Source organism: Nostoc sp. (assembly GCF_036917275.1).
Taxonomy (GTDB): Bacteria; Cyanobacteriota; Cyanobacteriia; order Cyanobacteriales; family Nostocaceae; genus Nostoc.
The window spans coordinates 72,736-97,215 of sequence record NZ_JBALDF010000015.1; the positions used below are offsets into that span (position 1 = coordinate 72,736).

A 24,480-nucleotide genomic window follows, 5' to 3' on the forward strand; every position below is an offset into this window, starting at 1 on the left:
CGCTTGGGTTAAGTTTTGTCGTACTCTATTTGTCCATAGTCAAGTTTGATAATTCGGTTTGCTAAATGAAAATAGCGGTCGTCGTGGCTAATCACCAGCACTGTTTTACCCCGCGATCGCAGTTCTGGGAGTAGTTCAGTATAAAATATTTCTTTGAATATTGGATCTTGATCCGCTGCCCACTCATCAAATAGATAAATTGGTCGATCTTCCAAGTAGGCTGTGAGTAAAGCTAGTCGTTTCCGTTGTCCCTGAGAAAGTGCAGTGGTGGAAAGTTGCCCATTTTCAACTTTAACTTTATGGTCTAGTTGTAGTTGTTTTAAATATTTGGTTGCTTGAATATCTAAGTTAGAATTTTTTAATCCCAAAAGTTCTTCAAATAAATAAAAGTCGGAAAATACCACGGAAAAATGCTGGCGATACCATTCTCGGTTCTGTCCGCTAATTAACTCACTATCAAACCAAATCTCGCCGTTTTCAGGAATATAAAGTCCAGTAATTAGTTTAGCTAATGTAGATTTACCACTACCATTACCGCCAACAATGAAGACTACTTCTTCAGGATAGAATGTCAAGTCGATGGGGCCAAAGATAAAGCTATTGTCTTCTTGATCTGTGTAATAAGTGTGGGTAACATTTTTAAATTTCAAGCTGTGCCAGTCAGATTTAAGGGCAGGTGGAACAGTCGATATTTCAGTTCGACTAGCTAGAGATAAACCCAGTGACTCTATTTTTTGCAAGGCAATGCTGGCTTTGCTTAATAGGGGAAGTTTGCTAATGATGTTATCCATTGGTAACACCAAATAAGTCAAGATCAAAATGTAGCCAGAGAGAGTTTGAGGATTGATGGTAAGCAGATGGGGCAACGCGAACAGCACAAAACCAAGGGCAAAAAAGAATACGAGTTGACCCCAGCTTGAAGTTATGGCAAAAAGGGTTAGACCGTTAACGTTGTGATCACGAAATTCGTTAGCAGTTGATTGCAGTTTTTCTTCTAAAAAGTCTTGACGCCGCCTATAATTTAGCTTGAGTTCCTTGACTCCTTCGGTAATGGTGCGAAAATGTTTAAACAGATGGTCTTCATCTTCACGAGCTAGGGCTAGCAATTTCCCGCCTCTGTTGAGTAGCCACTGACAACTAGTGATCGCTACTACTGTAACACCACAAACCATCAGTAGTACTAACCAAGAGAGCCAAGTTATATACGCTATACCACCCAGGACGATCGCTAGATTAATAAAGATAAAAGGCAGCTGATAAACAGCATTGGCAACCGCCTGAATATCTTCTGTTAGAGTTGCCAATAATCGAGGATTCCCTAAGCCTTCGAGATGACTCAACTCAGAAGCGAGAATTTGGCGACTCAAACGCATCCGTAATTGCAAAACAGCATTCTGAGAAAGGCGAATCAGCATCACTTGGGAAATGATACTGGTAATCAGTGCAACTATTGCTAGCCCCGCAAAACCCCAAGTTATGGATGTCAGCCTGGAAGTGGAACTGCTACTAGCAGTACGGCTAATTAGGGCAATCAAGCCAGCACTACTACCGCCACTCAGAAATCCGGTAGCGATCGCGATCGCCACCATCCCCCAAGAAGAACGCAAAACAAAGTAAATCAAATTCATAACAAACGCTCATACCCCCATGACGCCAGTTGTTACCCTACGGGTTCTCCAAAGGAGTACAAGTTGGGCATTGCCCCAACGCCAACTAGATAAGGGAAACCCGTCTACTCCTAAAGGAGACACATTCGCGTTCAGTAGTGGCTCCCCAATGCCCCATTTCCATCACAGTAGCTTGTAAACCAATTCAGTTTGCGCTTTTAGGGGAGATTTTATATTTTACAGTTAAAAACTTCTGAAATATCACGGTAAGCTAGTTGCAACTACAACTGATTCTGCCAGTAGATTGTCAAGTTAGCTGCTCAGTTTTCCGGGGTGAAATTTGCGATGACTGTGAATATGAAGTCTTTGGATCAACAAATTAATGTCGCGGCCGATTCTAAAACCGCTCCTGTCAATCAAGGAACCCGCTACGTTCCTTTGCACCATCGACGCATTCTGTGTATCTTTCCTAAATACAGCCGCTCCTTTGGTACTTTTCATCACGCCTACCCACTTATGGGTAATGTCCGGGCTTTTATGCCACCCCAAGGTATTTTAATTGTGGCTGCCTACTTACCCAAACAATGGGAAGTGCGGTTTATTGATGAGAATGTCAAATCAGCAACTAGGGCTGATTACCAATGGGCTGATGTGGTGATTGTGAGTGGAATGCATATCCAGAAACCACAGATTAATCAAATTAATGAACTTGCCCATCGAGCCGGCAAAATCACAGTTGTGGGTGGTCCCTCGGTATCTGGGTGTCCAGAATATTATCCTGAGTTTGACATTTTAAGTTTGGGTGAATTGGGAGATGCCAATGATCGCATGATCGAATATCTCGATCAAAATTCGCAACGTCCCCAACAGCAAATTCGCTTTGAAACTAAGGAACGTTTGCCCCTAACAGAGTTTCCCACTCCAGCTTATCATTTGCTGAATATCAATGATTATTTCCTGGCAAATGTCCAGTTTTCCAGTGGTTGCCCTTATCGCTGCGAGTTTTGTGATATTCCAGAACTCTACGGCAACAGTCCCCGGATGAAAACACCAGAGCAAGTAGTTGCGGAACTAGACGCAATGCGACAATCTGGCAATTTGGGGGCAGTGTATTTTGTCGATGATAACTTTGTTGGCGATCGCCGCGCCGCCATGAAGTTAATTCCTCATCTGATTGACTGGCAAAAACGCAACGGCTACCCCATCCAGTTTGCCTGTGAAGCAACGCTCAACCTAGCTCAAAGTCCAAAATTGCTAGAGATGATGCGCGAAGCTTATTTCTGCACAATCTTTTGCGGCATTGAAACACCTGAACCAAATGCTCTCCATGCTATTTCCAAAGACCAAAATCTGAGTATGCCAATCTTAAAAGCGATTCAGGTTTTAAATAGTTATGGCATGGAAGTAGTATCAGGAATCATCATCGGGTTAGATACAGATACACCAGAAACAGCAGACCGAATTATCGAATTTATTCGGGCATCGCAAATTCCCATGTTGACAATTAACTTACTTCATGCATTACCTAGAACTCCTTTATGGCGGAGGTTAGAAGCAGAAGGACGAATTGTCTTTGATGAAAGTCGCGAATCAAATGTTGAATTTTTGATGCCCTACGAGCAAGTTATTGAGATGTGGCGGCGCTGCATTACAACAGCTTATGAGCCAGAATTTTTATATGAGCGGTTCGCCTACAATATGGAACACACCTACCCAAACCGCATCGAAGTACCCAATAGCCCAGCTCGCACTTCTGGGGCTAATATTCGCAAAGGTTTAACTTATTTAACCAATATTTTGCTGCGGATAGGCATATTTAGTAACTATCGTCAAACTTTTTGGAAAATGGCCAAGCCAGCCCTGAAAGCAGGTGATATTGAAAACTTGGTTCACGTTGGACTTGTGGGACACCATCTGATTAAGTTTGCTCAAGATTGCGCCAAAAATGAAGAATCAGCTTCCTTTTATTCTCAAAAAATCCTCACCAAAGTTCGTAGTTAACTGTCAATATTAGGTACTAAGCATTTGTTGCTACAAGTGCTAAATCTAAATTTGATAGCTCACGCATAATACAGCTGAGTTTTGTTGCAAATAGGGCTGAGGCTTTGTTTAGATATTTTGGAAAAAATAGACTATTAAAGCTAGCTAAAAGTCCTATTTCACCATTGCTATGTGACTGTCACTACTTATATGAAGTTCGGGTGATTACTTGTAATAAAATCTATCAATGTAGGTTGGGTTGAAAGCCAGTGAAACCCAACAAATACTTCTTGTTAATGTTGGGTTTCGTTCCTCAACCCAACCCACAGATATTATAAGTGTTTAACCGAACTTGATATTATACCGATTCGATATGAAGATGCGCCCTATATGAGGAACGAACCGCATACTCCTGCGGAGAAGCAAGCTACGCGCAGCGTCTCGTAGAGAAGAACACAAAGAAAGAAATAAGAAGTTAATAAAATTTGGTGCAGCCTCATAAAAAAATTGTATTAGTAGAGCATTTCATTAATTTGTAACGAATTAAATTTGGCAATGGCATTGCGTCCATCTGCAATGGCAATGTGTCCCTGTGCAATGGCAATGTGTTCCTGTGCAATGGCATTGCGTCCCTCTGCAATGGCATTGTGTCGCTCTACAATGGCAATGTGTCCCTCTACAATGGCAATGTGTCCCTCTGCAATGGCATTGTGTCCCTCTGCAATGGCATTGTGTCCCTCTGCAATGGCATTGTGTCCCTGTACATTTAATAAACGATACAATTTTATGCAAACCTGTACTTAGTCCCTTAAAATCTGAGGTTTGCCAGAGGTAGAAGTTAAGCACAACTATCCAACTAAATGAGGGCTAAAAATATATCCAAAACTCCATAAAAGTAACCTTAAAGACACAGCAGTGATATTTCCTGGGAAAGACGTAACTACACTGCTGCCTCCCTAAAATTATAAGAATTGAAAGCCTACAGTCCACGCAGACGGTCTGGTAGTGAGACAGAAGCTTGCCAAGACTTACGAGCGTGGAGCAATTATATAGGAGTTTGAACAAACGGTTATGAACAGTTCTTTGACCCGACCCCTTGCTGTCGTGACGGGTGCCTCAAACGGTATTGGCTACGAACTTGCCAAACAGTTTGCCCAAAACGGCTTTGATCTTCTAGTTACAGCCACCGGATCGAGTATCAATGAAGCTGCTCAAGCTTTCAAAGATCTAGGTGCTCAGGTTGAGACGGTGCAAGCTGATTTGGCTAACTATGACGGTGTTGAGACGCTCTACAAGCAGATTAAAGCGACTGGCCGACCAGTGGATGCGATCGCCATCAACGCCGGTGTCGGTGTGAGCGGCGACTTCGCTCGTGAAACTGACCTGAAGGACGAACTCAATCTAATTAATTTGAACGTTGTGTCATCTGTCCATCTTGCCAAACTAGTTGTAAAGGATATGGTTGAGCTTGGCAAAGGTCGAATCCTTTTCACATCGTCGATCGCCGCTTTGATGCCCGGGCCGTTCGAGACAGTCTACGCCGCCTCAAAAGCGTTTGTGCATTCTTTTTCAGAGGGGCTACGTAGCGAATTGAAGGATACAGGTGTTACCGTCACCGCGCTCATGCCCGGGCCGACTGATACCAACTTCTTCCACCGTGCGGATATGGACGACACCAAGGTAGGCGCGGATAAAAAGGACGATCCATCTGAGGTCGCCAAGCAGGGTTTCGACGCTTTAATGGCAGGTAAGCATGAGATCATCGCAGGTTCACTCAAGACGAAGCTTCTGGGCACAGTGAGCAAGGTCTTACCTGATACCGTAAGTGCTGAACTGCATCGCAAGCTCAGTGAGCCGGGATCAGGCAACTAGTAATTTACACGTAATCAATGGAATATGCTCAGTTGACACTGTTTTGAAATGGAGAGCGTTGGCGCAGCCCGCCGTAGGCATCGCTTAGGCTAACGGCATCAACGAAGTTAATCGCGGAGTCGGCAATCTCACACATTTAGGCTGATTCTTATCGAGCGATCGCAATAAGGGTGTGCGCCTGTTCTGTAGTCACGATGCTGTGGAGTTCAAAGCGTTCGCTGACCAATGTAGCGGATCTCAAAACTAGAAATTTGATCATTTGTCCGAACCAGAACTGATTCATGCTGCTGACCTTTCAAGCAAATCCTAGCCCTATTTAGGAGATATTACTCATGGTTATTCAGTTACAAAAGTTGCCCACAGATGAGTCGTTAGGCACATTAGAACCAGACGTTACTGCAAACCAGTTGCATCGTCAGGCGAAATACCAAAACGGAATAGACCTGCGTCAGAAGCCCTATACGCTATTCCGCATCCGCATTGACGCTCAACCAGTTCTACTGCGGTGAACCCGGCTTCACCGAAAGGTAATTGACAAAAGTCCTGGTAGATGCATTTCATTATTAACAAACAACTTAACTTCAGGAAATTCAACATATGAAAGCAGTTTGCTGGCAAGGTACCCATAATGTGCAGGTCGAAACCGTACCCGATCCCAAAATTATTAATCCGCGTGATGCTATTGTTAAAATCACGTCAACGGCGATTTGTGGTTCTGATTTACATCTTTATGACGGCTACAACCCGACGATGCAAAAAGGCGACATCCTGGGTCATGAATTCATGGGAGAAGTCGTTGAGTTGGGGAGAGCTGTCAAGAATGTAAATATAGGCGATCGCGTTGTCGTCCCCTTTACGATTTCCTGCGGCTCGTGTTTCTTCTGCAATCGAGATTTATGGTCGCTTTGCGATAACTCCAATCCCAACGCTTGGATGGCAGAAAAAATGCTGGGTCATTCCCCATCGGGTCTTTTTGGCTACTCGCATCTTACAGGCGGCTACGCAGGAGGTCAAGCTGAATATGCCCGCGTTCCCTTTGCCGATGTTGGTTTATTCAAGATTCCAGATGGACTGACAGATGAACAGGTTTTGTTTCTGACCGATATCTACCCCACCGGATACATGGCTGCGGAAAACTGTGATATCCAGCCTGGAGATACTGTGGCAATCTGGGGCTGCGGCCCTGTAGGGCAATTTGCGATTAGAAGCGCCTTTCTTCTCGGTGCAGAGCGGGTGATTGCGATCGATCGCGTTCCCGAACGCCTCCAGATGGCAAAAGCTGGTGGGGCAGAAATCCTTAACTATGAAGAAATCGAGGTGGGTGAAGCCCTGAAAGAAATGACGGGTGGACGCGGCCCCGACTCGGTAATGGATGCAGTGGGCATGGAAGCTCACGGTTTGGGTTTGGAAGGCTTTTATGACAAAGCGAAGCAAGCAGTACGTCTAGAGACAGATCGCCCCAATGTGCTGCGTCAAGCGATCGTTGCCTGTCGCAAAGGCGGCACCGTATCTGTTCCCGGTGTTTACACTGGTTTTGTAGACAAAATACCTATGGGGGCTTTCATGAATAAAGGCTTGACGATGAAAACGGGACAAACACACGTTCATCGGTACTTGCGTCCGTTGCTCGATCACGTTCAAAATGGCAATATCGATCCATCGTTCGTGATTACCCATCGTCTGCCGCTAGATCAAGCACCCCACGGCTACCAAATTTTCAAGGACAAGCAGGACAACTGTATCAAGATTGTGCTCAAGCCTGGTGAGTCCACCAAAACCTTATAAGGTAAATACGGAAAACCTTTGAGAAACAAGCACGTTAGCATTGTATTCCGTGCTTGTCTTCTACACGCTAGCAGCCAACAGACAAGCTGCACGCTCAACGTATACTTAATGGTTTAGCTGTTGAGCGTGTGTGGCGAAAAGTGAGTTAATGATTTTCTATGTTCTCAGCAGTTTCACAAATTAATTGCCAAGCCTGCTGTACGTGTATTTTATCTGTGGTTGCTTGTCCAATTGACATTCTTAAAGTTAATTTTTGCTCAAGCTTGGTAGAAGTGAGATAGATTTTACCCGAAGAGTTGATCTTGTTAATAATTTCTTGGTTAATTGCATCACCCAATTTATGGCGAAAACATACCAAATTTAACGGGGGATTCACAACCAGTTCAAAACTAGGATGAGATTTTACACATTCAGCAAATTCTTGTGCTAAAGCAATATGCTTGCGAATATAATGCTGTAAGCCTTCTATACCATAGTGCCGAATTACAAACCACAGTTTGAGACTTCTAAATCTACGTCCTAAAGAAATCTGCCAATCTCGATAGTCAATAACTTTACCAGACGTGCTAGCTTGATTTTTGAGAAATTCAGGCATGATAGATAATGCATGAATTAGTTTAGCTCGGTCTTTCACATAAAAACAGGTACAATCAAAATTAGTTAGCATCCATTTGTGAGGATTAAAACAATAGCTGTCTGCTAGTTCTAATCCTTGATGAATCCACCGATATTCAGGACATATAGCTGCTGTACCGCTCATTGCACCATCAACATGGAACCAAATCTTATGTATTTGAGCGATCGCACCTATTTTTGTTAATGGATCTATGGCATGAGATGAGGTTGTCCCTACAGTAGCAGCAATATAAAAAGGGATTAATCCAGATTCAATATCTGAAATAATCTGCTGTTGTAGTAATTCTGGACGCATTCTATAATCAGCATCAACCTCAATTAAACGGATATTGTCTCGTTTAATTCCCGCTACAATGGCAGCTTTATCAATTGAAGAGTGTGCTTGAATAGAAGTGTAGACAACCAGTTGATTAATATCTGCTTTTAACTGTTCTCTAGCTGCTATCAAAGCTACTAAAGAAGCACTACTGGCTGAGTCTTGAATTACTCCTCCTCCTGTGGTTGAAGATTTAAACTGTGAGGGAAGTTGCAACATATCTATTAACCAGTCTAGAACATGAGTTTCTAACTCAGTACAAGCTGGAGAAGTTGCCCACAACATCCCCTGAACTCCAAGTCCTGCACTGACTAATTCTCCTAAAATTGATGGTGCAGAAATACCTGTAGGAAAGAAAGCAAAAAAGTTTGGAGACTGCCAATTAGTCAATCCTGGTACGATGATTTCATCTAAATCTTGTAAAATGTCTGCAAAAGACTCTCCTTTTACCGGGGCCGTTTCTGGTAGTTTGGCTCTAATGTCTCCAGGTTCTACTTGAGATAAAACAGGGAGTTGCTCTACTGTTTCTAAATAATTAGCTATCCAATCAATAGTTTTATATCCCCAATGACGAAATTCATCTGAAGACATATGGTATTCTTGATTGTTTTCCATATTTTTATCTTGGATAAAAAATCTGATTTAACACTACATATTTTATATTTTATCTAAAGCTTTAATATTTATTTTTCTGTATCAAGCTCAGTGAAAAAAAGGAGAGTATTGTTACTCTTTTAGAGTGTTCCAAAAAATAAATGATCCAAAACCTGTCATTGCGAGCGCAACGAAGTGTAACGAAGCAATCCCAATATATTGCGATTGCTTCATTCCGCTTTGCTCCATTCGCAATGACAATTGGGCACTTTTTTACTTGGAGTACTCTTAAGGTAATATAAGGGAAAAACTTCAGCTTAGTGATCAAGCCTCGCAATCCCTTCACAGAATTTACGAGTGGATGCGTTGTCAAAAAATCATCCCCTTAATAATCATTGTCAGCCACACAGATTCCTTTACATTTAATACCGTTCGTAGGTGTGCGCTGGCAATGAGAACATAAAACTTTTTCGTTTTCTGTTTCTTGATTGATATTTATATTAGTGCTTGCAGTAAAAAAGTCTTTTTCAGTCTGGATTTTTACAGTCATAACGATGGAGGGATTTTTTTGGGGTTGACATTTTACAAGTCAGTTAGAAGCGGTGATCAAAATCTCAATATTGATTGGCTGTATCTCCTAGCAAGGCATACTAGTTTATTATTTCACTTTTATTGCTCCTCACTAAAACTGAGTATCCCAGCTAAAAATATACAAGCGTTTGCGTTCAGCGTCTTGTAGAGAGAAAAGTTTGGGCTAACAGTTTGTCTTTAGAAAATACAAGCGAGTCAAAGTTGCACGCAAGAAGCGATCGCTCTCCCTAGCAGCAACTTTTCTTTCGCCAATTTGTCACCGCAAATTAACCCCCCACTTCTAATCCCTCCCCCGTATCCTAGCCCAAACAAAAAACCTTTTGGCTGGATGCTTCGGGTGATGAGGCGATCGCTGCAAGCAAACTCGAAAACGTAGCGCAACTAAGATATAGCAAGGGACTGGGGACTGGGTGAAAAGCCTTTTTATGTCTAAGTTTTATCATCTGTTAATGTCCTAACCACCTTGGCTGTTGCTATACTTTTGGTTGCTGCCATAGGATGAGTTTCAATTCAGAGCAGTTACAAGCCCCATTACTAATTTCTCCTTCGTGATCAGCTATCCAATCATAAATTTGTGTAGCTTTTGCTAATGCCGCTCTTTCTGAACGATAAAGCCGAGGGGTAGGGCAGTAAGCTTGGCCATTGATGTGTATGGCTGCAATATGCCAATAATCGCTGTCTTCACCCTCTGGTACAATTTCTAAAAACCCGTCACTGTAAGGCTCGATTATTCCTATATTCATTTACAACCATCAAACTTCAAAACAAAGGCCACAACAAAGCTGATACCAGCCAATTCTTCCGAGTCAAAGCTGGAATCACCAGAGAATGCAGTAGCAACCCCTGCTAATGATTGTGGGTTCGGAGTCAATGAAAATCTGAATTATTGGTCACTTTTTGGCTTGATTCCCTTATTGGCAGCAATAATGGCAAGAGGAATAAGCACAAACTAGGCTAAATTACTCCTCGGTCAGTAATGCAGTTTCACTCTAGACATTTTGTCACGTTTCTAAAGCTGCCTTTGGTGCGATCGCCACAAGACTCAAAACAAACCAGCAGATAGATGAACAGTGGGAGAACTGATGATAGGTTGAGATGAGTAAAAGCTCCTATCAACCCCATTATCAAAAAGTAGCAATTATGATCGTTGTCCATCATCTCAACAACTCGCGATCGCAGCGCGTGCTATGGTTACTCGAAGAATTAGGTATCGAATACGAGATTAAATTCTACGAACGCGACCAGAAAACAATGCTGGCACCGACATCGCTGCGTGAAGTCCATCCGCTCGGCAAGTCACCAGTGATCACAGATGCAGACCTCACTGTTGCAGAGTCGGGCGCTATCATCGAATATATAGTGGATCGCTACGGTAATGGTCGGCTAGTCCCGCCATCTGGTACGCCGGAGCATCTGCGCTACACCTATTGGCTGCATTACGCCGAAGGCTCTGCAATGCCACCTCTGGTGATGAACCTCGTCTTCAACAATTTTGGTATAAAAGACAGTAGCGTAAACGACGAATTTATCGCACCCCAGATCAAGCTTCACTTTGACTACATAGAAGGTGAACTTAATAAGAGTACATGGTTTGTAGGCGAAGAATTTACTGCCGCCGATATCCAAATGAGCTTTCCTCTGGAAATAGTCGCTATGCAAGCTGAACTCATCTCAAGCCGACCAAAGATTAAGCAATTTGTCGAGCGCATCCATGCACGACCTGCTTACGAACGCGCCCTTGAACGTGGAGGCGCATACGACTTCGCTAAAAGCATTCAATAATTCACTCAACTAAGAACCGCTATATCCTAAAACTGCCAGTTATTCAATAAAAATCTGTATCTCTAGCTAGATGTGGTAATTGTAAATGTTATATGTATTCAAATACCATATCAAATTCAAGTTCATCTATGATCACCAAGCCTTGGGATGCTCAACTTGCTTACTGGCTAGTTAAACCTCTAAAAGACAGTTGGGTAAACCCCAATCATCTCACGACAGTGCGACTTGTGACAGGGTTGGCGGCCGCGGTAGCAATTGCAGTTGGCGATGCGATCTGGGCTAATATTGGCGCAGTGCTATTTGCTTTATCCAACTTTCTAGATCACACCGACGGGGAATTAGCTCGTTTGAGTGGGAAAAGCAGCAAATGGGGACATCAGTATGATCTCGCTAGTGACGCCATCATCCACATTCTTTTGTTTGTGTGTATTGGATATGGTCTTAAGGAGGGAAAATTTGGTTGGTGGGCGTTACTAATGGGGATAGTATCTGGTGTGTCTGTTGCTTGCATCTTTCATTTGCGAAACCAAATGGAACAGCGTTTAGGTAAAGACGCCAGTCGTCAACCAAATTTCGCTGGGTTTGACATTGAAGACGTGCTGTATTTGTTTCCCATAGTTACCTTACTGCATGGACTAGAGCCGTTACTAATGGCAGCTACAATTGGGGCACCAACTTTTGCTATATGGGTAATTTGGCAATTTTGGGCACTCCCGCAACCTGAATCAAACTAGGATAACGGCGCATGGGGCAGAAAGCTAATAAAACAGGCTTTTTAGCTTTCTTGAATGCATAATCAAATTTTGCGATCGCACTTATTAAACTTGGTGACAATACTTACTTGTTTCATTTAAACATGATACTATTATTTTATTAAAAGTTTTATCATTATGCCAAAATCAATATTTCAACATCTGGTCGATAGTGTGAACAAAGATTATGAGGATACCTATGCATATGTAGGTAGAAATTTTGATTTTATCCGCGAACTGATTGATAAAATCGCTTTACATATTGAATGTAGTCCAGGAAAAGATATATATATTGTTGATGAAAAAGGCTCTAAAATTGCTCCTTATAATTTTATTCAAGATGCTATTATTGTAGATAATGAATGTTTTTTTAGTTTCAAATTAGTGATTTCTGCACCTACTATAGGTTTTAATTTTAGTAGTTGTGGGAAAAGCTTTTTTAATAAGAATTTAGTACCGCCTTCAGGAATTGCTATGTATATCTCTATTAAACAAGAGGATGATATTTTTATTGTTATAGCACCATCGGTAAAAGAAGAAAAAGTACTTACTGAAACTTTTAAAATATATTCTGATAATCCTTTATGGACTGATTTACTTGAATCGGTTACTCAAGTAATAATAAACTTTTCCAAGAAAGACCTTAAATATAGAATTAATCAGTTATTTGAAAAATCATCTCAACAATTAAAACCAAAAGGTTTTAGTGTTACCCCTGACATAAAAATTATTAACACGTCAGTAGCCCAGGACAATAACGATGTGTAGTTGCGGTGTTATCTAAAAAAGTTTTTGTAAAAAGAATAAATTATGTTGAGTGTAAAAGAGCGATCGCATTTATTAAAGGTCTTATACCAATTCTGTATGAAGATGCACAGAATATTAAACGAACCGCCAAGTACGCCAAGAGCGCCAAGAATAGAGAGTTACTCATTTAGTGCAGCTTCACATTAAATTGGTATTACCAAGTTGAGAGTGAAATTATAATCAGCGTAAAGAATGAAGGATAGAGTTACACTCCTCAGATAAGTAAAATAAATCCATGCAGCCTGAAAACCCCTTGATAGAGTTAGCAAGCGGCTTTTTCATATATAAGGATAGATTATGATATTTTTGATAGTAAATATAAAGTAAGGACGCAACTGTGAAGGTTGTGGGTATTGTGGGACAATTTATTGAGTGAATGGTATGTTTATTTTTGCAATCTTATATTAGTATCAAATAATCAATGGAGCTTCAAACTGAAATTGATAAAGCTATAGCAGCTGTTGATTACCAGAAATTTCAAGCTGAGTTTCAGGCTCAAAATGAATTTTTGGTGGTTGAGAACTTTCTCCCTAACTCCATCATCGAGAAGTTTTTGGCGCTGTTGCCATCTTTGCAACCTGCTATAAACCGCAACTATATTCCCAATCATAAAAAGGGCGGTAGTATTAGCCGCTATAGTTTAGACAGCCTTGCTCCGATTTTTGGAGAGTTTTATCAACTTAGTGCCTTTTTCGAGTTCCTCAACAAAATTACGGCAGAAAAACTCCTTCCCTGTCCTGATGCTGATCCCCATACTTACGCGCTGTACTACTACACTGAGCCTGGAGACCATATCCAGTATCATTACGATACCTCTTACTATCATGGGAAACGTTATACAGTGTTGCTTGGTTTAGTTGATAATTCATCCAGTAAGCTGGAATATCAACTCTACAAGGATATTCCTGAACGGGAGACACAAACGCGATCGCTCTCCATAACCCCCGGTACTCTAGTATTATTCAATGGTGACAAACTTTACCACAGAGTTACTCCCTTGGGTGAAAATGAACAGCGCATTGTCTTAACTTTGGAGTATGTCACCGACACCCGCATGGGTATGCTAAAACGTTTTGTCTCGAATATGAAAGATGCGATCGCTTATTTTGGTTTTCGCCAGGTGTTTCGCTCTAATTATTCCCTTCGTTATTGATATTAGTTTAGCCATGCTATCTAAAGTTCGCAGCCATCCCTATTTTCTGGCTCCCCAGCCATCTAATCCTAATTATCCACTCTTTGTATTTATCCCAGGCATGGATGAGACTGGAAAGGAACTGATGTATATTCAAACAGCAGGTTTAGAGGCTGCTTTTGATGTCCGTTGTTTTGTCATTCCGTCTGACGATTTAACAAGTTGGGACGAAATGACACAAGAAATGGTAACTTTAACCCAAATAGAACTAGAAAAAGTACCGCGCTCGCCTGTTTATCTTTGTGCAGAATCATTCGGAAGTTGCTTGGCGCTAAAAGTTTTAGAAAAATTCCCTCAACTATTTACAAAAATTATTTTAATTAATTCTGCTTCTTCATTTCATCGAGTACCTTGGTTAAATTTAGGTTCGCTTTTGTTCCCTTACACACCTCAATTATTTTATAAAATTTCTTCGTTTTTATCCTTGCCTTTTCTAGCTAATTTAAATAAAATTTCACCTGCTGCTAGTCAAGCTCTTTCAAACTCAACCAGTTCTGCACCAAAAGAAACTGCTAATCAACGTCTATCTTTGATGAGAGAATTTGATATTGATGAGAAAAAATTATCTAAAATTACTCAACCTGTCTTATTAATTGCTAGTAAAGATGACCGACTTTTACCTTCATCAGCAGAAGCACAACGTTTAAATAATATTTTTCCTAATTCTCAGATAATAACTTTACCTAATAGCGGTCATGCTTGCTTAGTTCAAAATGATGTTAATCTTTATGAGATTTTATTATCAGCTAATTTTATTGTTGATTAATGTAAGCTAAAGCATAACCCAAGCGTATTGTATTCCCAGTCGGAACAAAACAAACCTATTCCAGATTAAGAATTAATTAATAAACATTATTTTGAACAAAAAACAGTCATTATAAATACTGGGAAAATTCTTAGATTTCCTGGTGTTATAGCTTTGTTGGTGACTTGACAATGAAGGCAATTATATTAGCTGCTGGCGTTGGCCGACGCTTAGGTAAAGATGGGCAAAATCAACCCAAATGCTTACTGAAATTTAACGGGAAATCTCTATTAGAGCGCCATTTGAACAACCTCCGTCATTATCAGATTGACGAAGTAGTGATTGCTGTGGGTTATCAAGCACAAAGAATTCAGGATGAAATCAAAGCATTAGGAGCCGAAAATTGGGTCAGTACAATTTATAATCCTGACTACACCAAAGGCAGTACGATCAGCCTTTGGACTGTACGTCAGCATTTAGTTGCTGGCGATGACATATTATTAATGGATGCAGATGTGTTGTGCGATCGCGGCATCATCGAACGACTGGTAAAGACAAATATCGCCAACAGCTTTTTACTAGATCGAGATTTTGAACCGGGAGATGAACCTGTGAAGCTTTGCGTTAGAGATAAGTATCTAGTGGAGTTTCGCAAACAAGTACCTCCTGGTTTGGCTTATGATTTGATTGGCGAATCAGTGGGATTCTTTCGTTTTGGAAGTGCTGCTGCTCACCGGATTGCTACTCGCACAGAACAATATGTTGCAGACGGACGCGATAATGAACCTTATGAAGAAGTAATTCGGGATCTGCTCTTAGAAACTCCAGAAACATTTGGCTACGAAGACATCACTGGTTTACCTTGGCTCGAAATTGATTTTCCCCAGGATATTCAACGCGCCCAAAACGAGATTTTACCTCAGATAGAAGTCGTAGAAAAGGTCTGAAAATATCTTCATTTCTAGCGGTTTTGGTTTGGATACATTACAGTTTGACCTCACTTCCATTCCTCTCTCCTAAAAGGAGAGAGGCTTTGAATCTTACCCCCCTTCCCTTATAGGGAAGGGGCTGGGGGTTAGGTCTGTATTCCATGCGATTGAGAACCGCTATATTATATAGGTTGAAAAAAGTAGAATAAATGCATCAAATATTTGCACCCATTGTCAACGCTGCAAAATTAAATAAGTGTGCCCAATTGCGGTTATTACTAGAATCGCCTCAACTTGACTTCATCATGGAAGCTCACAATGGGATTAGCGCCCGGATTGTGGAAGAGGCTGGATTTAAAGGAATTTGGGCGAGTGGACTCGCCCTTTCGGCTCAATATGGCGTTCGAGATAATAATGAAGCCAGTTGGACTCAAGTTGTGGAAATGCTAGAGTTCATGTCTGATGTCACCAGTATCCCCATCTTGCTAGACGGGGATACTGGTTATGGCAACTTTAATAATATGCGTCGCCTGGTTAAGAAGTTAGAACAGCGAGGTATTGCTGGAGTCTGTATTGAAGATAAGCTTTTTCCCAAAACCAATAGTTTCATTAATGGTAGTCGCCAAGCTTTGGCTGATATTGATGAATTCTCCGGCAAAATTAAGGCAGGTAAAGATAGTCAAACAGATCCAGATTTTTGCATCGTCGCCCGACTCGAAGCTTTGATTGCCGGGTGGGATCTTTCAGAGGCAATGCGCCGAGCTGAAGCTTATCACGCCGCAGGAGCCAACGCCATCCTGATTCACAGTAAATCATCGCGTCCTGATCAAGTGTTAGCCTTTGCTAAAGAGTGGGCGGGTCGTTCCCCGTTAGTAATTATACCAACCAAATATTACAGCACTCCCACCGATGTTTTTCGCAAAGCTGAAGTGAATTTAGTCATTTGGGCAAATCATCTGATTCGAGCTGCTGTTGCTAGTATGCAAGCGATCGCTCGCGAAGTGAAAGCCAGCGAAACTTTAATCAACATTGAAGATGAGATTGCGCCTGTAAAAGAAATTTTCCGGCTACAGGGGGCGGATGAACTCCAAGAAGCTGAAAAACGTTACTTTAACAATGGACGCCACGATACCCAAGCGATCGTTTTGGCTGCTAGCAGAGGCCAAGAATTAGCAGCGTTGACGCAAGATAAACCGAAAGTAATGTTACCCCTTGGAGGTAAACCTTTACTCAGGTTGTTGGTGGACAAATTCAAGAAACTTGCCATCAACGATATTACCGTTGTCGCAGGTTACAAAGCAGAAACCATCAATGTTCCGGGGACTAAAGTCATTCGCAACCCAGATTATGAAACAACGGGAGAATTAGCATCCTTAGCCGTAGCTCAAACCAACTTCAGTGACGAGATGCTGGTGCTTTACGGCGATTTACTATTTAGAAGCTACATTCTGCGGGATTTATTAGAATGTCCTGGAGAAATTGTGGCTGTGGTTGATTCTGTGGCGAACAGTAAGTCTGTTAGCGGTTCACCTGACTACGCTTATTGCTCAATTCCAGACGACCTTTCTCTGTTTGGACAGGATGTAAACCTGTTAGACATTTCTAAAACAACACAAACGCAATTGGGGAAATTTAGTGGGCGCTGGATTGGGATGCTACGCCTGCGGAGTCAAGGTAGAGAGTGGCTGAGTGAAGCACTCAATGAATTACAAAAACGACCGGAATTCAACAGTTTGGGTTTGCCAGAATTATGCAATTATTTAATCGAGCAGGGAAAACCAATCAAGGTGCTTTATATTCGCGGTAACTGGTTAGATGTTAATTCTTTAGATGATCTCGACCTTGCTTTTCAATTAAAGCAATAGGGAGTGGGGCATGGGGCATGGGGAATTGTGAGGTTGAAGTTTCGAGTTATGAAGCTCAAGTTTTGAGTTTTAAAGCTCAAATAATAATCTTTCCTCTCTAATCCCCATGCCCAATGCTCGTCCATCCCTGAGCATAAAACATGCGCTAAATTTACTATTTGATTTTGATAGACTAAAAAATAATTAAGCTTCTAAACGAACCAAAATAATTATGGATGGTTTAATACAAGATAAGCTAACAAAGCTAGCCTATGGGCGCATATTGAAAAACTCACGAAAAAATATAATTTGGTCACAAGATAGGTTAGCTCAAGAGTGTTATACCTGTCGAAGGACTATAGTAGCAATTGAAACGGGAGAAACTCCTCCTAATCAAGCTCTTCGAGAGGTATTTGCCAAAACTTTATCTAATCCTCTGCTTGAACACTTTCCACAGTATTCTATTGGACAATTTTGTCAGCGATTAAAAGTAAGATTTAAGTATGAAAAGGAAGCTATAGAATACTTTTTAAAACCTTTAAAAGCAAAAGATTTAATTAGTCTTCAAGAGGTTTATTTGTTATATAAACTAGCATCTAATGAGAAAGATAATCAATTAATGATTGTTTTGGATGAGTATCTTCACACCCGTATTATGAATGCTCATCCTGAAGAATATGCAAGAAGGTTGGTAGAACGATATAGACAAGATTATATGGATTTTTTTAAAATTTGGATTCCCCAACTAAAATTTAATATGGCAATTGGACAAAACGCGATCCACGTGGAAATTTTTCAAGCCATACTTGAGCTAAACCAAGAAAAATTAAGTAACGCTATTGATTCACACTTAAGCTATTCTCTTAATGATGTTGAGCAAATCATAAAATTACTTAAAAAAGAGTAATTTCTTAGCTTTGAGTAGATTTAATTCTCATCTGAGCTTTTTTAAACTCAAGTTGTTTATTATCGTAAAAAGATGAATTCAGTCGGAGTTATCATGAACAATCAAAGTCAAAAACTATCGGAACAGTGGAATAATAAAATTCAAAAGTTTTTAATATTTCTACAAATTATTTTTTATTTAAGTGCAACAGGAAACAATTTATTGCAGATGCGAATTCATGCCAATCAGGATTCTAATGAAAATAGTCCCAAAAGTAGCAAGCCTCTCACCAGCCACCATGCAACGTTTGAGACTCTTGGTACGAAGGGTTACAAAAATAAAATTGCTCATTGACCTTTCTGAAGTCGAAGTAATATCTTTCATCCCAACTCCCCATCTCAATCGTCTAAATACCTGAAAATTGCTGTAAATTTTTAATTATGATTCAGGCAGAGGAATTTGTAGAAGCTGCGCGTAATCTTGGCTTTGGCTGGTACACTGGCGTACCCTGTTCTTTTCTCACGCCTTTTATTAACTACGTCATCAATGACGTTCAACTTAGATATATCTCCGCAGCCAATGAGGGAGATGCTGTAGCGATCGCAGCTGGAGCAGCAATTGGTGGAAAACCAGCAGTAGTAATGATGCAAAACTCTGGTTTGGGAAACGCAGTTAACCCGCTAACGTCCCTAAATTATATCTTTCGGATTCCACTGCTGCTGATTTGTACCCTGCGAGGCGATCGCCTGTTGCAAGATGAACCACAACATGAATTAATGGGGCAAATCACAGAGAAATTGCTGCAAACAATGACTATACCTTGGGAATTTTTTCCCACAGACGCGGCAGAAATAGAACCCGTTCTGCAAAGAGCCACAGCCTATATGCAACAAGAACGCTGTCCTTATGCTTTAATTATGCGTAAAGGAGCGATTGCCCCCCATGCACTCACCCGTTCTTCTATCCCCGAACGAGAAAATAGTAGTAGCGCTCATATTCAGCAAAGCTTTTTTCGGAATCACAAAGAACAACGCGTTTCTCGCAGCGAAGCATTGGCTCGAATTGTGGAACTCATTGATGGAGAAAACACTGTAGTAATTGCCACCACCGGCTACACGGGGCGGGAACTCTTCGCCAGTAAAGACAGCGCCAATCATCTTTATATGGTCGGGTCGATGGGTTGCGCTTCCTCAATGGGATTGGGACTATCCTTAGCACGTCCAGACCTGAAGGTAGTAGTGATTGATGGCGATGGAGCAGCGCTAATGCGAATGGGTAATTTTGCTACCATCGGCACTTATGGCGGTGCTAATTTAATCCATATTCTCTTAGATAATGAAGTCCATGATTCCACAGGCGCACAAGCCACCGTCTCTGCGGGTATCTCCTTTGCCAAAATTGCCGAAGCGTGTGGTTACGGCGTTACATTAGCCGGAGACGATCCAGCGCTTTTAGATGCCTTATTTACCACAGATGCCAACACTAGACCTAAATTCGCTCATTTAAAAATCCGTCCCGGAACTTTAGAAAAGCTACCCAGACCCGATATCACCCCAGAAGCAGTTTTACAGCGCTTTATGAAACATATTGGTTCCGACTGGCAATAAAATTCTAACTGTTGTACAGACGCGATTAATCGCGTCCCTTTGTAATGATTTTATTAAATCCCGGCCCAGTGAATTTGAGCGATCGCGTCAGAAATGCCCTGTTGCGTCCCGATTTGTGTCACCGTGAGGTGGAATTTTCCCAACTTCAAAGCAGAATCCGCGAACAATTACTTCAAGTTTATGGTCTTGGAAGCGTAGGCTGGGCAGCAGTTCTCCTCACAGGTTCTGGTACCGCAGCGATGGAAGCAATGATCAGCAGTCTAGTCCCCAATGATGGGAAATTACTAGTCATTGAAAACGGTGTGTATGGCGAACGACTATCCAAAATCGCCAAAATCCACAGTATTAATTACATAACACTTTCCCACGCTTGGGATGCCGAAATAGATATCAACGGTTTAGTCAAACTTTTAGATGAAAACGCCGACATCACCCACCTTGCTGTCGTCCATCACGAAACTACTACCGGTCGCCTAAATAATTTGGCAGAACTTGCGCCAATTTGTCAAGAACGCCGCATCAAACTCTTAGTAGATGCTGTCAGCAGCTTTGGTGCTGAGGAACTAAATTTTGCAGATTGGGGAATTACCGCTTGCGCTGCGACAGCTAATAAATGTCTGCATGGTGTCCCTGGAACCTCCTTTGTTATCCTGCAACGGGATGCACTGCCGTCAGTTGCCACAATCCCCCGCACCTTATATTTAGATTTAGCAACCTATTGCCAGCAACAAGACCGAGGCGGCACACCTTTTACGCAATCAGTACAGACATTTTATGCTTTAACGGAAGCTTTGGAAGAAATGGCAGAAGCAGGGGGTTGGCGTACCAGACACAGCCATTACAACCAACTCGCCAGCTTAGTTAGAGACGGGTTAGCCTCAATTGGAATTAAACCTCTACTTCCTGTTGGCAGTTCATCCGTTGTCTTGAATGCCTACTATTTGCCAGATGGTTTCAGCTATGAAGAATTTCACGACCAACTGAAAGCACGAGATTATATTATTTATTCTGGACAGGGAAATTTAGCTCAATCTATCTTCCGAGTCTCGACAATGGGAGCTATTACCCAAGTTGACATGGAACGCTTTATTACTGTTGTTAAACAAATTATTCGGTAGAACTGACTTGAAGCGTAAGTTTTACCCCTCCCTAACCCTCCCCTTGTCAAGGGGAGGGAACAAGATTTCTTATTTCCCCCCTTTATAAGGGGAGCCACTGCGTTGCGGAGGTTCCCTCCGTTATAGCAAGTGGCGTGGGATTAAGGGGGGTAATTTGCACTTGTGTGTACACCGTAGGGAGGTAGGGGAGGCGAGATAGAAGCGCAATGTGAGATTTCATTTATTAATAAAGATATAGCTACGGCAAAACTTGTGTGTACACCGTAGCTTTGTAGAAGAGAGAAATAGAAGTGAGGTTTCAAATATCTTTAACAGGGCATCAAAGCATCTAATCTCCCCAGTACTGCCATATCTTCTGCATCTAACTCCGTCGGAATACCACTGCGAATCAATTCCGAAAAGTTTTCATTGGGAACCATAATAGTCAACGTGTACAAGCGAGTAGAACCAGTATTTTTAATCAAATGAGTCCCAGTCGGAGGCACCAATAAACTATCTCCAGCTTTGATTGTGGTAGTCTTGCCGTCACACATGGCGATCGCTTCCCCTTTCAGGACGAAAAACATTTCCACCGCCCACTGATGGCGATTTGGCGGTGTTTGTCCACCAACATCAAAAATTTCAATGCAGCAAGTCAAGGAAGTATTAGCATTTGTCGAATCAAAGATAATTGCTAATCGATTAGAGTCGTTGGGACTGATGCGATATACTTGGTAATCTTTGGTAGATTTGATAACCGGAATTACACAATGAGTAGCATTCATTTATTTATCCCCTTGGAAGTGATTGTTGGGTATGAAAATTCCTAAAATCCAAGTCCTGAATATTGAGTTATTAGTTGTATGTCTAAATCACCCAATTTTAGATTTTAGATTTCAAATTTTGGATTTTGGGATCAAATAATTCAAAAGCGTTGCCTAAGCGCTCACGCCGTACCTATGCGGGGAAGCTAGCTACGCGTAGCGTTCCGCAGTAAAGTCCAAAATTTAAAAAGTTTGAGATCAAGCGAATTTAAACGCAAGAACAAATCTAAAATCTCAAATTATTGAGCAAATAAAGAACATTCATGCATGAAATTAATCTCCAATCTCAAATCGAATTACTCCTCACTCTTTTACAGCACTGTTAAAATTGCTTGCGAGTCAGTGACAAAACCGAAGCATTGTTTGACATTGTACAATGTCGCCAGCCAACAATATTCAGGAGAAGTAGTAGCGGTACAGTCTTTAACTAACACACAGTCATATCCTAAAAAGTTGGCATCACATAAGGTCACTAGCACACATTGATCAGCATTAACACCAGCAAAAAATAGTGTTGTCCTTCCTAGATTCCGCAAGATACTATCTAAGGGCGTATCCCAAAAGCCACTCATGCGGTATTTATCCACACGAATATCTTCCGGAATCTGTTCCAGTTCGTCTACAATTGCCGCTGCCCAACTACCTGCCATGAGTACTCTAGCACCATTGCTTGGCAATGGATCGCCCAATCCCACACCTCCTCCTGTGGGATTATAGACGTGACGCGAACCAGCACTAATATTGAGCAAGTCGGGACGATTCCCCCAATTTACCCAAATGACTGGGACACCAGCCTCACGGAGTTCTGGAAGTAAGTTGTTTAAAGGTTCAATAGGCTGACGCGCTGGAGTTACATCCACACCAATATGCGCTAACCAGCCATCAGGGTGACAGAAGTCGTTTTGCATATCAATGACGAGGATAGCAGCTTTTGCCAAGTCTAAATGCAGGGTTTTAGTTTCTGTAGATAAAATAACGGGTTGTGGGGTCTTTTGAGGACGAGTGATATCTGCGATCGCATCATTCACTGTCCACGCATTTGGTGCAACTCCCAATGTCCGTAATGGTAAATTCATAAAATTGCAATACCTAAGACCATTTTCTATTTTGTAACTTGAAATTTAGTTGAAAATACAATTACTTAATCAAGGTTAAATATGGTAATTTTCACAATCCAAAATGTTTTGATTGCCGTCAGTGATGATTATGCAACGGTAGATGTACAGGTTGTAGATGGTAAAATTGCTGCCATTGCCCCCAATCTACAAGTAATCGGCACTGCCATAGATGGCAAAAATAAGCTACTGCTTCCTGGCTTCTTCAACGCCCACACCCACTCATCAGAGATGTGGCAGCGAGGAATCATGTCAGTCTTCCCTTTAGAATTATGGTTAGCAGAACTGTATGATTTTACCCCCCTCGATCCCGAACACGTTTATCTGAGCGCCTTGGGTACTGCGGTGGAAACCTTACTTTCCGGCGGGACGAGTGTAGTAGATCATCTGGTGTTAATTCCTAAACTTGAGTTAGAAACGATCGCCATTGCAACTCGCGCTTACAGAGAAATTGGAATTCGCGCTTTTATCGCCCCCTTAATTCAAGATGAATCCCTCAGCGCAGGTATACCATCCGGGGAATCAGCAAAAACTCATGAACCTTATTTTCGCTCAACTGCGGCAACATTGGAAATCATCGAAGAGGCGGTGCGACAATTTCATCGCCCAGATGAGGGTATAAATATTTTAGTCGCACCAACAGGGATTCCATTGTGTACTGATGCTTTATTTGAGGGATGTATCGAGTTAAGCGATCGCTATAATCTTTGTCGTCACTCCCATTTACTCGAAACCAGGGCACAGGAAAAAATCGCTCAACAAAAGTACGGTTGTACTGCTGTGGAACATTTGAAAAGAATCGGATATTTGAGCGATCGCACAACACTTGCCCATTGCGTCTGGTTAAATGATGCTGATATCGCTATTTTGGCCGAAACTCAATCTACAGTTGTTCATAATCCCTTAAGTAATCTGCGTTTAGGCAGTGGCATCGCCCCAATTTTAAAATATCGCCAAGCTGGGGTAAATGTGACTTTTGGTTGCGATGGTGCTTCTAGTAATGACTCTCAAGACTTGCTAGAAGCCATCAAAATTGGTTCTATTTTACATAATGTTACAGACTCAGATTATCAACACTGGATTACGCCCAGACAAGCAGTCGAAATGGCATCTTTGGGCGGTGCAAAAGGATTGAATTTGGCAGACATACTCGGTTCCCTTGCTGTGGGTAAAAAAGCAGATTTAGTACTTTATGACCTCACCAATTTATCATTACTACCGCGTACAGATCCCATTGGGTTGCTAGTTTTAGGGCGTCCTAGTAATGTTGTCGATAGTGCTTGGGTGAATGGCAAGCAAATTATTACTGATGGTAAAGTGACAACAATTAACGTTGATGAATTACGGCAAGAATTATTTAATCGCAGTCAATGGGAGACAAAGCGTAAGTCTCAAACTGTCGCGCAAATTGAAGCACATTATCGCACAGTCATGGGGTTGTAAAAAAAGATATATCTCCGTACTCTTTCACTACTTAAATATCTCGATGTAGTTCCGATGCTTAAGAATCAAAATTGCG

23 protein-coding genes are annotated in these 24,480 nt (G+C 41.6%); 16 read left to right on the forward strand and 7 right to left on the reverse strand.

Features of this window, described 5'->3' with window-relative positions; translation table 11 throughout:
- Positions 1 to 8: 8 nt before the first annotated feature.
- Complete coding sequence (locus V7K35_RS06115) at positions 9 to 1,628, reverse strand: cyclic peptide export ABC transporter (RefSeq protein ID WP_335077239.1); 1,620 nt, start codon at positions 1,626 to 1,628, stop codon at positions 9 to 11.
- Positions 1,629 to 1,952: 324 nt separating this feature from the next.
- Here V7K35_RS06115 and V7K35_RS06120 point away from each other — a divergent pair, with 324 nt between their 5' ends.
- Entirely contained in the window at positions 1,953 to 3,608 is a 1,656-nt protein-coding gene (locus V7K35_RS06120) for a B12-binding domain-containing radical SAM protein (RefSeq protein WP_335077240.1), read from the forward strand.
- A 491-nt stretch (positions 3,609 to 4,099) separates the two neighbouring features.
- Here the strand turns inward: V7K35_RS06120 and V7K35_RS06125 are convergent, their stop codons facing one another.
- Positions 4,100 to 4,369, reverse strand: a complete 270-nt coding sequence (locus V7K35_RS06125; protein WP_335077242.1) for a hypothetical protein — start codon at positions 4,367 to 4,369, stop codon at positions 4,100 to 4,102.
- A 289-nt stretch (positions 4,370 to 4,658) separates the two neighbouring features.
- Here V7K35_RS06125 and V7K35_RS06130 point away from each other — a divergent pair, with 289 nt between their 5' ends.
- The gene (locus V7K35_RS06130) at positions 4,659 to 5,459 is read left to right on the forward strand and encodes an SDR family NAD(P)-dependent oxidoreductase (protein ID WP_335077244.1); all 801 of its coding nucleotides are present in this window, start codon (positions 4,659 to 4,661) and stop codon (positions 5,457 to 5,459) included.
- A 148-nt stretch (positions 5,460 to 5,607) separates the two neighbouring features.
- Here the strand turns inward: V7K35_RS06130 and V7K35_RS06135 are convergent, their stop codons facing one another.
- A complete protein-coding gene (locus V7K35_RS06135) occupies positions 5,608 to 5,742 on the reverse strand; it encodes a hypothetical protein (RefSeq protein WP_335077246.1) in 135 nt (44 codons plus the stop codon).
- Between the two features lie 49 nt (positions 5,743 to 5,791).
- On the opposite strand from V7K35_RS06135, the gene V7K35_RS06140 reads away from it, so the two are divergent.
- Positions 5,792 to 5,968, forward strand: coding sequence for a hypothetical protein (locus V7K35_RS06140; RefSeq protein WP_334796190.1), 177 nt, complete (start codon positions 5,792 to 5,794; stop codon positions 5,966 to 5,968).
- 88 nt (positions 5,969 to 6,056) lie between these two features.
- A complete protein-coding gene (locus tag V7K35_RS06145) occupies positions 6,057 to 7,244 on the forward strand; it encodes a zinc-dependent alcohol dehydrogenase (RefSeq protein ID WP_335077248.1) in 1,188 nt (395 codons plus the stop codon).
- A 145-nt stretch (positions 7,245 to 7,389) separates the two neighbouring features.
- Here the strand turns inward: V7K35_RS06145 and V7K35_RS06150 are convergent, their stop codons facing one another.
- Both V7K35_RS06150 and V7K35_RS06155 read right to left on the reverse strand, forming a co-directional pair.
- Positions 7,390 to 8,811 carry a pyridoxal-dependent decarboxylase gene (locus V7K35_RS06150; RefSeq protein WP_335077250.1) on the reverse strand — a complete coding sequence of 474 codons (1,422 nt, stop codon included), beginning with the start codon at positions 8,809 to 8,811 and terminating at the stop codon, positions 7,390 to 7,392.
- A gap of 1,043 nt (positions 8,812 to 9,854) precedes the next feature.
- Entirely contained in the window at positions 9,855 to 10,124 is a 270-nt protein-coding gene (locus tag V7K35_RS06155) for a hypothetical protein (RefSeq protein ID WP_334793697.1), read from the reverse strand.
- A gap of 397 nt (positions 10,125 to 10,521) precedes the next feature.
- Between V7K35_RS06155 and V7K35_RS06160 the strand changes: the two genes are divergently transcribed.
- The 11 genes from V7K35_RS06160 to V7K35_RS06210 all read left to right on the forward strand — a co-directional run bounded on the left by V7K35_RS06160 (position 10,522) and on the right by V7K35_RS06210 (position 21,043).
- A complete protein-coding gene (locus tag V7K35_RS06160) occupies positions 10,522 to 11,163 on the forward strand; it encodes a glutathione S-transferase family protein (protein ID WP_442939694.1) in 642 nt (213 codons plus the stop codon).
- A 128-nt stretch (positions 11,164 to 11,291) separates the two neighbouring features.
- Positions 11,292 to 11,897, forward strand: coding sequence for a CDP-alcohol phosphatidyltransferase family protein (locus V7K35_RS06165; RefSeq protein WP_335077252.1), 606 nt, complete (start codon positions 11,292 to 11,294; stop codon positions 11,895 to 11,897).
- 156 nt (positions 11,898 to 12,053) lie between these two features.
- On the forward strand, positions 12,054 to 12,683 hold the full coding sequence (locus tag V7K35_RS06170) for a hypothetical protein (RefSeq protein WP_335077254.1): 630 nt from the start codon (positions 12,054 to 12,056) through the stop codon (positions 12,681 to 12,683).
- 460 nt (positions 12,684 to 13,143) lie between these two features.
- Positions 13,144 to 13,875, forward strand: coding sequence for a 2OG-Fe(II) oxygenase (locus V7K35_RS06175; protein ID WP_335077256.1), 732 nt, complete (start codon positions 13,144 to 13,146; stop codon positions 13,873 to 13,875).
- Between the two features lie 13 nt (positions 13,876 to 13,888).
- Positions 13,889 to 14,680 carry an alpha/beta fold hydrolase gene (locus V7K35_RS06180; protein ID WP_335077258.1) on the forward strand — a complete coding sequence of 264 codons (792 nt, stop codon included), beginning with the start codon at positions 13,889 to 13,891 and terminating at the stop codon, positions 14,678 to 14,680.
- Between the two features lie 170 nt (positions 14,681 to 14,850).
- The gene (locus V7K35_RS06185; RefSeq protein WP_335077260.1) at positions 14,851 to 15,606 is read left to right on the forward strand and encodes a phosphocholine cytidylyltransferase family protein; all 756 of its coding nucleotides are present in this window, start codon (positions 14,851 to 14,853) and stop codon (positions 15,604 to 15,606) included.
- A gap of 191 nt (positions 15,607 to 15,797) precedes the next feature.
- Entirely contained in the window at positions 15,798 to 17,453 is a 1,656-nt protein-coding gene (gene aepX / locus V7K35_RS06190; protein ID WP_335077262.1) for a phosphoenolpyruvate mutase, read from the forward strand.
- A gap of 211 nt (positions 17,454 to 17,664) precedes the next feature.
- A complete protein-coding gene (locus V7K35_RS06195) occupies positions 17,665 to 18,339 on the forward strand; it encodes an FCD domain-containing protein (protein WP_335077264.1) in 675 nt (224 codons plus the stop codon).
- Positions 18,340 to 18,432: 93 nt separating this feature from the next.
- Complete coding sequence (locus V7K35_RS06200) at positions 18,433 to 18,672, forward strand: hypothetical protein (protein ID WP_335077266.1); 240 nt, start codon at positions 18,433 to 18,435, stop codon at positions 18,670 to 18,672.
- An 86-nt stretch (positions 18,673 to 18,758) separates the two neighbouring features.
- Entirely contained in the window at positions 18,759 to 19,925 is a 1,167-nt protein-coding gene (gene aepY / locus V7K35_RS06205; protein ID WP_335077268.1) for a phosphonopyruvate decarboxylase, read from the forward strand.
- A 44-nt stretch (positions 19,926 to 19,969) separates the two neighbouring features.
- Positions 19,970 to 21,043: a 2-aminoethylphosphonate aminotransferase gene (locus V7K35_RS06210; protein WP_335077270.1), complete on the forward strand. Its 1,074-nt coding sequence runs from the start codon at positions 19,970 to 19,972 to the stop codon at positions 21,041 to 21,043.
- 308 nt (positions 21,044 to 21,351) lie between these two features.
- On the opposite strand, the gene V7K35_RS06215 is transcribed toward V7K35_RS06210, so the two are convergent.
- Both V7K35_RS06215 and V7K35_RS06220 read right to left on the reverse strand, forming a co-directional pair.
- Complete coding sequence (locus V7K35_RS06215; RefSeq protein ID WP_335077272.1) at positions 21,352 to 21,807, reverse strand: cupin domain-containing protein; 456 nt, start codon at positions 21,805 to 21,807, stop codon at positions 21,352 to 21,354.
- A 350-nt stretch (positions 21,808 to 22,157) separates the two neighbouring features.
- Positions 22,158 to 22,922, reverse strand: coding sequence for a cysteine hydrolase family protein (locus V7K35_RS06220; RefSeq protein ID WP_335077274.1), 765 nt, complete (start codon positions 22,920 to 22,922; stop codon positions 22,158 to 22,160).
- Positions 22,923 to 23,003: 81 nt separating this feature from the next.
- Between V7K35_RS06220 and V7K35_RS06225 the strand changes: the two genes are divergently transcribed.
- Positions 23,004 to 24,404, forward strand: a complete 1,401-nt coding sequence (locus tag V7K35_RS06225) for an amidohydrolase (protein ID WP_335077275.1) — start codon at positions 23,004 to 23,006, stop codon at positions 24,402 to 24,404.
- Positions 24,405 to 24,480: the final 76 nt, after the last annotated feature.